Below are 12,469 nucleotides of genomic sequence, written 5' to 3' on the forward strand. Positions count from 1 at the left end.
AAGACGAATGGGTAAACGAATCTGACGTTGAAGAGTTCCGCACAAAAGAAGATTTAAACTATTAATAAAACAAATAATGGAGAATCGTATAAGTTATTCGCAAAAGACGAATGGGTAAACGAATCTGACGTTGAAGAGTTCCGCACAAAAGAAGATTTAAACTATTAATAAAACAAATAATGGAGAATCGTATAAGTTATTCGCAAAAGACGAATGGGTAAACGAATCTGACGTTGAAGAGTTCCGCACAAAAGAAGATTTAAACTATTAATAAGGGGTAGTTAGCTATGTTAAACGTAGAAATTCGGTATAACAAAGACTGTTCTGTAGTTAGAACAATCCAATTACTAGATGAAACAGGAGAACAGATTGCTTATTTCAATTCAAAATCAGTATTAGACAAATTCTGTAAGAAGACGGGAATGGTACTAGACGAAGGGGTAGTTGTTGAAGAAAACAGTGTAGCGAAAGAAGTTATGCACAAAACAAACAGAACAGTAAAGATTAATCATGTAGACTACAGTGACTTTGACCCAAAAGGAAAAGTACACATTAGGGGTACAAAAGGTTCTAGCATTGTAGACATGTATATTCATGTAGAAGGTGATGTAATTCATATTACAAAACCAATTCTTCTAGCAGATATAAAAACTTATAATAAAACAGAAGGTGGTTATTTTGAGTTTAGAGAGAGGTATGGTTCATTCTACTTTGTAAGAAAATCAAGACGAAGAAGGAAGAAGAAAAGTTCCATTCGTTAAATATAATAATTTATAAACCAATTGAATCTAAAGGAAAAGAGGTACGTCAAGATGACAGACGAATTAGTACAAGAAGAAGATTTATGTTTTGATTGTAAGAAACCGGCAAAAGAAAGATATAGTGAAGTAGAAACACCAGGAGACATGGTTTGGTGTGAGGGTATATTTCACGAAGAAAGTAGGCTTATCCATCATAATTGCTTAAACTACTATGATGAAGATTGGTATTGTAAGGAATGTTATGGTAACTTAAAACGTTGTACAGAGTTAACGGTACAATACACGCATAGACCAAAGTATGATTCTCATCAGTTTGACTTAGTCACAAAAGAGTTTGATATGTTTAAAGAAGACCAAGCATTCCATCATTTATACGCATCGTTTGCAAGTGAACATCGTATGCAAGATTGGTGTAACTTGATTGGGCTAGATTTAGAGGTATACAAAGAAAACCCGTTACGTTTACAGTATTTCCGAATTGTAACATTCGATGATATCAAAGACGTACCTAAACTCGCTTTAAACCTAAAGTGTCACGCAATAGACAAGAATATAGATACAATTTTCTATTGTTATATGATAAAGACGGATTATTCTACCATTATTTTTAGACCAACGAATCCAAAAGACATGGTATCAGCAAATGTAGATAGAAAACAACTAGAACCTTTCTATCAAACACCATTCGTTGGTAAGTTCAAATAAGGGGTAGTTCGTATGTTAAAAGAAAACAGAATCAAAGTAACTATTGTAGAAAAGCCTTACTACGGAGAACATCCCTATGCTTGCCAAACATACTATTCAGACGGTAGTCGTGCCTTTGTATTCCATTCTAAGAATGAGTTATTAAGATGGTGTAATTATTTTGATGTGAAACTGACAAGATTTACCGAGTATCCTACTTTAGTGAATGGATTAAAGATTGTTTATATAGGTAACAAGGAATTAAAAAGAGTAATTGTTAACTCTTTCAAAGAAGTACCAAGTGGTTTAGAAAAAGTACGAGGTGCAGTAGGGGTATATGCAAACGAATTTATAGACTTATATGTAGAGAATACAAACGAGTGTCTTACATTCTATGAAGTAGATTATGCAAACCCTGATATCGGTAAGTTTCGGCTAGGTGGTCGTACTAAAACAGAAGACGGGCATACGCTTATTACTACAGGTTGGTTAGAGTTACCTGTCTGTTATGATTGTAATAAACCTTCTGTAGAAAAGCAAGACAGTAGCGAAACACCGAAAGATATGTTCAGATGCGATGGGGTATTTCATAGAGAAGATAAACTCATCCATAAAAAGTGTACAAACTGGTATAAGGAAAAGAGATATTGTAAAGAATGTTACAATGGACTGATGAATCTTACAGAATTGGAAGTTGAGCATGAATTCAAACTGAAAATGAATATGACGGAGTATACATTCTTTACAAAGAACTACAATGCGTTTGAAGAAGACCAAACCTACTATCATTTGACTCGTAAATTTCTTGGAGAAAGAACATGGGATAAGATAGAGAACTGGTTGGATTTATTTGAAGAAGTAACAGATGTATATAAGGAAGAAAAAGCAAAAACAAAAGAGTTTGCAATTGTAACCTTTGAAGATATAGAAGAAGTACCTATCTCTATTAGATACAATAAATGCTATGCGATAGACAGGGGTAATGAAAGTATCTTTTATTGTTATATTATGAATTCTAAAGGTAAAACCATTATCTTTAAACCAACAAACATAGATGACTTATACTCGTTAGGTATTGTAAGAACTCGGTTACAAGAGTTTCAGAAAGTACGTTATTTAGGAGAGTTTAAGTAAAGTCAAACATATTTGACAAATAGTGAACATTATGGTATAATAGAAATAAGTTAAGAAGAGAAGGGCAATTGATGTCTTTCTCTTTTCTATTGTACAGAAGGTAAGTAAACAGAAATATAGAATAGAGTTCAAATAGAGGAAAGAGGGTATGAAAGTGATTCAAATTATGATGTCAAACAACCAACCCGCATTAAAAAGTAATCAAGTGTATCAAATTCGAGTAAATAATTTAGTAACGAATCAGTTTATGGGTGAAGACTTATTTAAGAACTGGTGTAAGTTATTTGGTATTCGTCCAACGAAATTAAGTGAAATCAAAGAAGCACAGTTTCACACCGCTACATGGCAGTCAAACCATCAAATCTTTGAGCGTGGTTTCTCTAGTCTATCAGAAGTACCGCAAGGTGCAATTAAGTGTTGTACGGTATTAGGTGCAAACGTAGTAGAAGCATATGTCGTCAATCAAGATTTAATTTCATACATATATGTACCGATTTTGTCCCTAGCAAGACAATTAGTCGTACCAAACGTATCAGTACGAGACTTCATTTCTTACAATGGTTATATAGCAAAAGTTCAATAAGGGGTAGGAGTTCGCTATCAGAAACCAAACAAGGGAGTATGATAGCGAAAACTTATAAAGGTTAGGAGTGTTACAGATGAAGAAATCTGAAATTGTGGCATTATCAAATGAGAAACTAGTTACAGAGTTATTATGGAATACAATAAGAGGTACAAAAGAAGTCAATTCAATGCGTGGCTTAACAAAACAAACCTATAAAGAAAGTCAGTGGTTGCTAGAAGAAACAGCAAAACGGTTTGATTTAAATTTAGAAGAAATACAAGAGGAAATGTCAAAATAAGGGGGTTAAACGATGTCAATTTTTGTTTCTGTTATTTTTCCTAAAACCTATACAGGAGAGAAAAAGATTACTGTATGGTCAGACAAAGGTAAAGTATTAAACAAACTATCTAATCCAAATAAATTTGTAGATTGGGTAAAGTTATTACAAATAAACCTACAATCTCTCCATGTAATTGAAGAAGAGTGCGTTTATATCAATACTAGTTATGGAGACCGTATAATAGAAGAATCTCTTTATTGGAATGAAGAAGAGATACCACAAGGAGCAGTCAAATGTAAAGGGGTATATAGTGAACAAGTTGTTACTGTTTACGTAAGTTTTAAAGAAGGAACAACATGTATTCATTATCCAAACCCTTTAAGTCCGATATGGCACATGGCAGTTCAAGAGGATGAACTAAATTCATTCATTAAACAGCATGGTTATTTAATTCAAGAATAAGGGGTAGATAGACAGTGGATTACGAAAAAGCAATAAGAATTATGGGAGTTCCTATCAATTATACGAAAGAAGACTTAAAGAAACAATATCGTAAACTAGCAAAGAAAGCCCACCCTGATTTAAACGGTGGAAGTCATGATAAGTTCGTAGAATTACGAAAAGCATTTGAGTATTTAGAATTAAATGAAGGAAACCAAGTAGCGGTACATACAAGAAGTCGTAAGCCAAAGATGTATCATGGTAGTTGGATATTTGAGTATGAGGTGAGATAAGGTAAGATAAAGACTGGAGGGAATAGAAATGGAGTTCACAAACAAAGAAATTGAGAAAGCGAAAAAGTTTGCAGAAACATACGGGTTAGGGGAAGAAAAGTTAGCAAATATAGTAGGAACAGTTAACAAGTCTATTGTAACTTGTGATAAAAGTCAGTATTTAGCAGAAGTTTACGGATTAAACAATGACTATCCAACAGTATTTTGTTATGCAGGAAGACCCTCTGTACCAAAGAGTAAGTTAATAGAAATTGAAGACACTAAGAATTACTTAGTAGAACAAAAATTATTCGGAGACAAACAAGTAGTTCGAAAAGTATTGGCAGTACAAGATGATTCTTTCACAATAAAACAGATAGGTGAAGAGTTTGGTTTAATAAAAGTAGAGGTTGTTTGTTTACGAGATACATTAGAGCCAAGAAAAGTAACATGGAATCATGTATCTTTAACAGGAAAAGAATTAAAGGAACGAGAAATTAGACCGGAAACAGATAAGGTATTTGTACTTATGCCAAGAGAAGCTTTTAACTTAGACCAATTGGAAGAAATCTAGTAAAACAAACGAAAATACCTCTTCTTAGGGGTATTTTTCTTTACTACAGACAATTCATACACTTAGTAAACCACGATTTTAGCCTATTTTGAACCATTCACTAGATTAATAGACTAATAGGTATAAGTACGCCGCTACGAGTAAAAATTTAAGTAACTATATGCGAACGATTGAGTAGTCGTGTATGTTTCAAGTTAATCAAATTTTTAAGGAGTCGATAGAATGAAACAGAATGATGTTATGTTAATAGTGAAAACACCAATAGGAAACTTTGAGGTAGGTAGTATAAAACAGGATAGTAAAGGTAACTTTGAAAGACCACAAATCCCTTACGAACAAAGTAAAGTAAAACCGACTATTTTAACAAAACCTACCGAGGAAATGAATGCACAAATTGAGGGGTATGTGAATTTAGGTTTTAAAAGATATATTATTTTATTACATGTAACTACAATTGTTTATAATGAAAACAAAGATACACAAGAGAACTTTTATTTATTAGATACGAAGACATGTGAAAAAGAAGGTAACAATACATGTTACCTAGATTTATTTGAAGGTACATTAAAAGACTTCCATAATATCGTAGAAGACGTAAGAATGAAACTTGTATTAAGATAAAAGGGGTAGTAAACATGTATAAAGATATAGAAGTAAGGATTCCATATGGTAAAACTTATCACACCTTCGGATTTATTAGAGTAACAGTACAAAACGATAAAATACTAGGTCATCCTTGTACACCAAACCAAAAACAAATAGACAATCAAACCCTTCTACTGGTAGATGATTATGTAGTACGAAGTAGTTCATATGAAATATTAATAAGTAGATTAGAGTATTCAAAATATGATTGTGTATATCCTAAACGACAACAATTTGCTTTACTGTCCAAGAATTTAAAGAAAAAAGACATAGAAAATGGTTACGTAGTAGCAAGAAAGTTTGATTTGGGGTAGTAAGACAGAGCCACGGAATAAGAAACCGTGGTTTTTGTTTTGTCTTAAATATAGTTTAACCTTTATGTATCTCTTTTAAATAATGAAACTATAGTCTTTCCTATACTATATAATAGAAGAAAAAGAATGATGTTTGACAAATACAGAACTTTATGTTATAATGAGTATATAAGTTAAAGAGAGGTCAGCTACAAATTAGGTGAAGTTAATCGGTAGTTGACAAAATTAAAACCTTATGTTATAATAGAATATAAGTTAAAGAGAAAAGGGAGAGATTAGAATGGAACAAACAAAATTAACAATTCAATACAGTGGTCAAACTGTTGAAGTAGGTACATTACATAATCATTTACATGGAGGAACTTCATTTACAATCCCACAATCACAAGATTTTGGTGAAACTGGTCAAATCATGATTGTAGGGTTACAATATGTAGACTTTGCGGATTACCTATTACTACTGGAAGCATTTACAGATGAAGACGGTGAATTATTCTTACTAGACATTCGTGAGTTCGGAGAAAACGGTAGTTTTACAAAACCATATGAATTACCTAAATTCGAAGGCGGATACAAAGAGTTCCATCAATTAGTAGGTTCTCGTCTATAAACAAGTATACAAACAGGGGTAGCCATCAAAGTTACCCTTTATTTTAGAAAGGGGTATTCAAATGTTTAAACAGAAAATCGTAGCAAACTTACAAGACGGAACAGTATTCCAATTAGGAGAATTGTTCGTTACACATACAGGACTCGTTACTCATGGATTAGAATGAAATATCAATAAAGGAAACAAAATGTCTTCTATTGTAGGAGAATTAAATTTACCAGACAGTAGTTCTATTTTCATGGTAAAAATTTTTGATAGAGAAACAAGACAATCTCAAAACTTCTTATTTGATACCGAAACATGGAGAAAAGGTAAAGAGTGGGAGAAAGAAGTATATGAATTAAGAGAAACGAATATGGATTATGTTTTATTTACAGATTTACTGAAACAACGAGTAATTGAATATCAAGAAAGAATTGAGGGGTTAAGACTATGATTATTCAATTAGACTTAGCTATTCAAGGATATAGTTGGGAGAAAGAGTTTGTAGAAATTGGTACAATGCAGTATATCAAACAAGATGGTCAAACTACACTTTTCCTTGTAAAAGAAGATGCTGATGCAGGAAAACTTTCAAACATCGTAGGTTTCCAAGAGTTAGAGAACGGAGAAATTCTTGTTGTGTTTACTGTATTCGATTTTCATACGGAAGACGAACGATATTACATCTATGACTCTAGACAGTCCTTACGAACAGGTCGATACTTATTAAGACGAGTAGAAGAAGGATTAACAAACTTCGGAAAAATCATTGATAAGTATATGATAGGAGAGTAACTGATAATGCTTAGTTTATACTTCATTCAAGATTTAGTATTAGAGGTAGAAGTGAATGGAAAACCATCTACTTTTAAGGTAGGAACGTTAGATGTTACACCTAGAGCAGAAGAACTCATTTATGATATTCCAAAAAGTCAAGTGTTAACTACAAGTAAGACGTGTATCCTCCAAAGTAAACAACAAATTACAGAAGATAACTATTTAATCTTACTAGAAGTTAAAGATGAATTAAGTAAGACTTCAAAATGTTATGTATTAGACACGTATCAATGGAGAAAGACAGAGTTAGGAAGTCGAAAATATTATATGCTGAAAGAATTCAAAGAGGGGTATGTGGGCTTTAATAAATTAGCAACACAATACTTTGAGAAAGAAGACAAAGAATCAGAACCGACTCAATGTTTTGGTTTTGAAGGAATGGGGGATTTACATGTTTAGACAGCAATTGTTAGAAGTAAACTTTAATGATAGAAATTTAATAGTAGGTAATTTATTTTTCAGTCCTGAGACTCGTAGTTTGCATTATGGGTTGGACTCTATTATAGACTTAGATGACGGCAGTACAGCTTTCTTAAAGGGTTCATTTGCATATGGAGAAGATAGTTTGTTATTGTACATTACAGTAGCAAACAATAAAACAGGTCAAGCAAAACATTATGTATTTAATTCAGCTGAGTGGTACTTAGTAGACTCCCATAAGAAGATGAATACACCTTATACATTAGAACCGACTAATCTTACAATTGAAGACTTCAGTGATTTAGTGGCAAGTGTTGTAGAGGATGGAAGAAGAAACTTTTAATCAATAGGGGTAGTTAGCGATTCCTGTAAGGATTTCGCTTTCTTCCCTAACTAAACATACATAGAAAGTAGGAGAAACAAATGGCAATGGATTTCGAACAAAACAACAACATCAATTTAGAAGTACGAGTACAACATGGAGACAAACATTTCGTAGCAGGATTTGTAACAGTAGTATCAAACGACCATACGTATATCCCAAACATGCCTTTCCTTACACAAGTAGAAGCTAGTACAAGTTTAGGGGTAGTTTCTTACCATAGAACAGATGATTACGACTTTTATTTATTAGTAGAGAAACAAGATTATGGGAATGTTTCTTATTATCTATTAAACTCAACTCATATTACAGAAGAAGATGTAAGGAAAGGCTATATCGTGTTGCCTGATTTCGTAGGAGACAGTGAAACATTCTTAAACTACGTAAAACAGCAATTAGTTTTTGAAGGAAACCCAAGGGACTAAGCAGTAGATGTACAAACAAATCATAAAATTGAAATTTTAGTATAATTACACGAAACTATCATATAAGGAGACAGGTATTATGAGAACAAAACAACTACATGTACCCTTTAAACAAAGCGAGTATGCATTTGGATACATTGAGATTCAAGAGTCAGGAGAGTTAAAACCGAACATTCCTTTTGTTTCGAGAATTAAAGAAAGGTTATATCTGTCTGTAGTAGGCTTTAAAAGAAACCAAGAAGGTCACTTTATTTTATTAATGGAAATGTACTACAAACAAGTAGATAAACTAACACAAGGTAAAGAGAATACTTTCTTTGTACTAGAGTCTAAAGATATGGATACATCAAACGATGAGCCTATTCTCTTAGAACCATTTCAAGGTGATTCTTTAGACTTTGAATCATATGTGAAAGAAAGATTATAGGGGTAGTAAACAAAAGGTACAGTTAATAAACTGTACCTTTCTTTTTGTCTTAATTTACGTATTATATCCAACTAATTTCATTAAATGATAAAACTGGTATGTTTTCTATATGTATATAGTAGGTGAAAAGTCCAATAGTTGACAAAATAAGAAACTTATGTTATAATATAGATATATTGTTATTTAGATGTTAGGGAGGTAAATAGGTTGAACGAGAGAATGGCAATAAAACAGGAGTTGGATAGTTTACGAGAGCAACAGGCTGAGGATAGAAAGATGTATTTAGAAATGCGTCATTTCAACCAGACAAGGCAAGGAGAACTTCTAAACCGTTTAAGAGAATTAGATGAACGGGATGAAAAGATTAGAAGGGAAGAGAAAAGGGAAGAAAGGCTACATGAGTTAAGTAAGCAACAATTAACTCTATCGGACACTGGTAAAGAGATAAAGGAACCGCAAAAGGAAATTACAAGTCATGTAGATTTGCAGGTTGCTAGAGTAGAAGGAAGAGAGAAGCAAGAGCAAGTAATAGAAACTAGAGTAAGAAAAGGTGTAAGCACATATACAACAGACACTGAATCCTTTCTTGAAAACGGAGTAGAAGCATCAGTTACAGAACATACAGACAGTATAAACTCTCCTAAAGAGAAGGTTGAACCACCTATAACAAGAGAGCGTCTTCGTAGTATATCTGAGGGTTTATCTAGACTAAAGGTTAAACGAGATAAGGAAGAGAATGAGGTAGCTAAAACGAAGGCTTTTAACAAGAAAAACACTACTAAGAAAGAAAAGCAGAAAAAGGGACGTAAGAAGAATGTCATGAAGAGTAAACGAATTCCTAGTAAGGAAGTTGTCGCATTTTTAGAAGGAGTTTTAAGAGGTTCTGAACCTAAAACTGTAAGCCAACTAAAAGCATTAGCAGAAGAGTATTTCAATAATGAGTGGACTTCTTTCTACGATATGATGAGTCTATCCTTGAAAGACAGCGATTATATTGTAAAAGACGAGAAAGTAGAAGGTAAAAGCATAACGTACTCTTACAATGAAAATAAGCGACAACAAACTACAGAAGAGAAAGAGGTAAACAATAATGACATTACAAACGAACCAACAAGTATTCGTTAATATTCGAGAAGGGGTAATTTTAGGATATGTTCAGCAAGTAGATGGGCAAAACGTATATATCCGAGTAGGAAACGACCCTTACAAGTTTCATGTAGACCAAATTATCGTTATTAATCCTGACCGTTATTACTTATCAAAAGAAATCTTATACAGAGAAAGTATGCAAGACCCAAATATCAAAGAAAAGATTATCGGTATTGGTCACAGAACACATGAAAGAAGTAATAAACAACAAACTGAAAAGCTAATTGATGATAGTGGCTTACAACGTAAAGAGCAGGTATTTGACAAGTCAACAGGTCATTATAATGGTGGTTTCTACTGGACAAGTCGTAAAGGAAGTACAATCTTACGAATAATGGAGAAGCAACTAGGAGTAGCACTTCAAAAGTAATGGATAACTAAAAAGACCCGATTGTAAAAAGCAGTCGGGTTTTCTTATGAGGAGAGATTAAAATGAACAATAGAAGACCAGTTATATTTAATAAAGACGGATTAGTTGCATTAGGTTACATAGTAGAAGTGAAAGGAGAAACTTTAAGTATTCGTATTCTAGACGCCTATAATCCTAACTCTGTTACATTAATTGATATACCTGTAGTAGATACAATTGAGATTAAAAAGGATAAACTATATGAGTTAGATGTTATACAAGAAGATGGCTATTTAGTGTTAGGTAGTTACATTCGTAGTACAGAACTAGGAGAAACAAAGCATATTAGGAAGGAAGACAAAGAAGCCCAAAATATTAAACTTATGAGGGGTGAGGATGTATACATAAACTTATTCTTACTACGTGAACGAGTAATAGGGTTAGAGCGTGTGAAAGATATTGAATGGGGTAAGAAGGTCTATGAAGAAGTAGACAAGATTCAGAGAAGTAGATTAGGCTTATAGGAGGTAGACGGATGGATAGAAGCAGACCAGTCATATTCAATGTAAAGGGTTTACTAGGTGAGGGGTATATTCAAAAGGTAGAAGGTGAGACGGTATATCTTATGGCTTTGTCTCCACAGTTTCAAGAGACAGTAGATATGTCAGAATACCACATTTCAGAAACAATGGAGATTCTTGCAGATGAGTTATATGAAGTAGATATAAGACCAGAAGGGGAAGTATTTTATTTAGAAAGTTATATTAAACATAAGAATGGTAAAGACGAGCCTATCTTACAAGTAGAAGGTAACTTGCATGAAACAAAGATACTATCAGGTGACTTGGTACATCAGCATTGTTTCCTTAATCTTGAAAAGCATATCAAAAGTGTTATAGACAAGAATGAGTAATCAACCGTAGAGAAAGAGGAAGAAACTAAAATTTCCTCTTTCTTTTGTTTTACGGAATAAAAGCAAGTAATTATCCTTCATTTCAAAACTAAATAGGTAAGTCATTTGAATAGAGTTATTTTCCTTTATAAACGACAGCTATAGACGAAGATAATTCTACACAAACGATTTAAAAACATCACTAACTGGAGTTATGATGAAATGGAGAATCAAGATTTAGCAATGATTAAGAAATTAACAAAGGTAAATGGAAACGTATATGCCAAAACTCGATTTGGGTTTCTTAAAGGAAGAGTAGACGAGATTCTTGAGCAAGACATGGTGTTAGTCTCGCTCCCAAGTGGAGTATACGACGAGTTTTCTTATGAAGACATCATTCCAATTGTGAAGAGCAAGCAATACGTATTAGAAGAACAGTATTTAGAGAAGCAAGACAAGTATCAAGTAGGTGCAGTTATAGGGGTATTCGATAATTCGAAGTTAAAAAGACCTGAGCATTTCAAACCAACTGAGAAAAATATCTATGAGAACGACAAATTACAGGTTAAGTTAGCAGGATTGAGTATTGGTAGGAAATTAATTTTAAAAACTGGTGAAGAAATTTTAAAAGACTACTTCAAAAAGTAAAGAACATGTTTGACAAATACGTTAACTTATGGTATAATATAAGTAAGTTAATAAGAGATAAGAAAGAAGGAATACAATATGATTACAGAGCAACATAAACAAGATGGTTTAAACCATCAGTATTCACTAGGTCAACTTGTACTAGTCATGGTGTATGCAGAAGAGGTTCAGTCCTATATGGTACTTGTTGGAACGTTACAAAGTCAAGTCGGGTCTAAAATGGTTGTCCATGAAATTTCTTCGGATAAAGTAATCAAAACCCATGCAGACTATGTAGTACCTTTATACAGTGATACAGTTTACTTAGTAGAAAACAAAGTATTCGAAGAAATGAACATGGCTTTCCACTCAACTATCCGTTGTGCAATTGCGATGGCTTTATTGTCAGAAGAATTAGGGGTAGAAGAGGAAGAAGTAGAGCAAATTAAAGCAAGAGATTATCTAATTGAGTTAAGTAAGGAAAACGGTAGCATAGACGATAAAGTTGATTTAGATAAAGTAACTGTACATATGGGTGCAGAGTTTATCGCAAAATTCGTTGTTCCTTATAAAGACTTATCACAATTCCAAAATAAACAACAAGAAGAAGTTACAGACGAAGAGACAGTGGCAGAGGATAATACAGTTAAACTATTACATTAGGAAAAATAAGTGGTTGGTGTAACCGCCAACCCTTCC

At 33.1% G+C, this 12,469-nt stretch carries 23 protein-coding genes; all 23 read left to right on the forward strand.

Translation table 11 applies throughout. The features are described from left to right. Window positions 1-287 precede the first annotated feature (287 nt). The 23 genes from ASE54_RS24410 (at window position 288) to ASE54_RS24520 (ending at window position 12,433) form a co-directional block, all read left to right on the forward strand. Entirely contained in the window at window positions 288-761 is a 474-nt protein-coding gene (locus ASE54_RS24410; RefSeq protein WP_000935671.1) for a hypothetical protein, read from the forward strand. A 51-nt stretch (window positions 762-812) separates the two neighbouring features. After that, a complete protein-coding gene (locus ASE54_RS24415; RefSeq protein ID WP_000129032.1) occupies window positions 813-1,466 on the forward strand; it encodes a hypothetical protein in 654 nt (217 codons plus the stop codon). 12 nt (window positions 1,467-1,478) lie between these two features. Further along, window positions 1,479-2,579 (forward strand): hypothetical protein, encoded by a 1,101-nt coding sequence (locus ASE54_RS24420; RefSeq protein ID WP_000910729.1) that lies wholly within the window; start codon window positions 1,479-1,481, stop codon window positions 2,577-2,579. Between the two features lie 148 nt (window positions 2,580-2,727). After that, entirely contained in the window at window positions 2,728-3,162 is a 435-nt protein-coding gene (locus ASE54_RS24425; protein WP_003299152.1) for a hypothetical protein, read from the forward strand. 76 nt (window positions 3,163-3,238) lie between these two features. Further along, complete coding sequence (locus ASE54_RS24430) at window positions 3,239-3,442, forward strand: hypothetical protein (RefSeq protein WP_000747921.1); 204 nt, start codon at window positions 3,239-3,241, stop codon at window positions 3,440-3,442. A 12-nt stretch (window positions 3,443-3,454) separates the two neighbouring features. Beyond that, a complete protein-coding gene (locus ASE54_RS24435; RefSeq protein WP_000021915.1) occupies window positions 3,455-3,886 on the forward strand; it encodes a hypothetical protein in 432 nt (143 codons plus the stop codon). A 14-nt stretch (window positions 3,887-3,900) separates the two neighbouring features. Continuing rightward, window positions 3,901-4,158 (forward strand): DnaJ domain-containing protein, encoded by a 258-nt coding sequence (locus ASE54_RS24440; protein ID WP_000384335.1) that lies wholly within the window; start codon window positions 3,901-3,903, stop codon window positions 4,156-4,158. 28 nt (window positions 4,159-4,186) lie between these two features. Then, entirely contained in the window at window positions 4,187-4,711 is a 525-nt protein-coding gene (locus tag ASE54_RS24445) for a hypothetical protein (RefSeq protein WP_000397284.1), read from the forward strand. A gap of 222 nt (window positions 4,712-4,933) precedes the next feature. After that, window positions 4,934-5,332, forward strand: a complete 399-nt coding sequence (locus ASE54_RS24450; protein ID WP_000812243.1) for a hypothetical protein — start codon at window positions 4,934-4,936, stop codon at window positions 5,330-5,332. 14 nt (window positions 5,333-5,346) lie between these two features. Continuing rightward, complete coding sequence (locus tag ASE54_RS24455) at window positions 5,347-5,670, forward strand: hypothetical protein (protein WP_000276190.1); 324 nt, start codon at window positions 5,347-5,349, stop codon at window positions 5,668-5,670. Window positions 5,671-5,950: 280 nt separating this feature from the next. Next, window positions 5,951-6,280: a hypothetical protein gene (locus ASE54_RS24460; protein ID WP_000438380.1), complete on the forward strand. Its 330-nt coding sequence runs from the start codon at window positions 5,951-5,953 to the stop codon at window positions 6,278-6,280. A 187-nt stretch (window positions 6,281-6,467) separates the two neighbouring features. Beyond that, window positions 6,468-6,716 carry a hypothetical protein gene (locus tag ASE54_RS24465; RefSeq protein WP_000095265.1) on the forward strand — a complete coding sequence of 83 codons (249 nt, stop codon included), beginning with the start codon at window positions 6,468-6,470 and terminating at the stop codon, window positions 6,714-6,716. Beyond that, entirely contained in the window at window positions 6,713-7,057 is a 345-nt protein-coding gene (locus ASE54_RS24470; protein WP_000586632.1) for a hypothetical protein, read from the forward strand. The genes ASE54_RS24465 and ASE54_RS24470 overlap by 4 nt, the downstream gene beginning before the upstream one ends. Before the next feature lie 6 nt (window positions 7,058-7,063). Next, on the forward strand, window positions 7,064-7,498 hold the full coding sequence (locus tag ASE54_RS24475) for a hypothetical protein (RefSeq protein ID WP_000950343.1): 435 nt from the start codon (window positions 7,064-7,066) through the stop codon (window positions 7,496-7,498). Continuing rightward, the gene (locus ASE54_RS24480) at window positions 7,491-7,862 is read left to right on the forward strand and encodes a hypothetical protein (RefSeq protein WP_000489692.1); all 372 of its coding nucleotides are present in this window, start codon (window positions 7,491-7,493) and stop codon (window positions 7,860-7,862) included. The genes ASE54_RS24475 and ASE54_RS24480 overlap by 8 nt, the downstream gene beginning before the upstream one ends. 80 nt (window positions 7,863-7,942) lie before the next feature. Beyond that, entirely contained in the window at window positions 7,943-8,326 is a 384-nt protein-coding gene (locus ASE54_RS24485; protein ID WP_001240495.1) for a hypothetical protein, read from the forward strand. 79 nt (window positions 8,327-8,405) lie between these two features. Then, window positions 8,406-8,753, forward strand: coding sequence for a hypothetical protein (locus tag ASE54_RS24490; RefSeq protein WP_001259368.1), 348 nt, complete (start codon window positions 8,406-8,408; stop codon window positions 8,751-8,753). Between the two features lie 207 nt (window positions 8,754-8,960). Next, a complete protein-coding gene (locus ASE54_RS24495) occupies window positions 8,961-9,878 on the forward strand; it encodes a hypothetical protein (RefSeq protein WP_001005745.1) in 918 nt (305 codons plus the stop codon). Continuing rightward, a complete protein-coding gene (locus ASE54_RS37250) occupies window positions 9,844-10,272 on the forward strand; it encodes a hypothetical protein (RefSeq protein ID WP_000175093.1) in 429 nt (142 codons plus the stop codon). The genes ASE54_RS24495 and ASE54_RS37250 overlap by 35 nt, the downstream gene beginning before the upstream one ends. Before the next feature lie 62 nt (window positions 10,273-10,334). After that, a complete protein-coding gene (locus ASE54_RS24505) occupies window positions 10,335-10,775 on the forward strand; it encodes a hypothetical protein (protein ID WP_001065341.1) in 441 nt (146 codons plus the stop codon). Window positions 10,776-10,786: 11 nt separating this feature from the next. After that, entirely contained in the window at window positions 10,787-11,164 is a 378-nt protein-coding gene (locus ASE54_RS24510) for a hypothetical protein (protein ID WP_000376174.1), read from the forward strand. Window positions 11,165-11,365: 201 nt separating this feature from the next. After that, a complete protein-coding gene (locus tag ASE54_RS24515; RefSeq protein WP_000431200.1) occupies window positions 11,366-11,791 on the forward strand; it encodes a hypothetical protein in 426 nt (141 codons plus the stop codon). A gap of 78 nt (window positions 11,792-11,869) precedes the next feature. Continuing rightward, complete coding sequence (locus tag ASE54_RS24520; RefSeq protein WP_000627332.1) at window positions 11,870-12,433, forward strand: hypothetical protein; 564 nt, start codon at window positions 11,870-11,872, stop codon at window positions 12,431-12,433. Window positions 12,434-12,469 lie beyond the last annotated feature (36 nt).

The sequence above is a fragment of the Bacillus sp. Root131 genome, from assembly GCF_001429475.1.
GTDB lineage: Bacteria > Bacillota > Bacilli > Bacillales > Bacillaceae_G > Bacillus_A > Bacillus_A thuringiensis_S.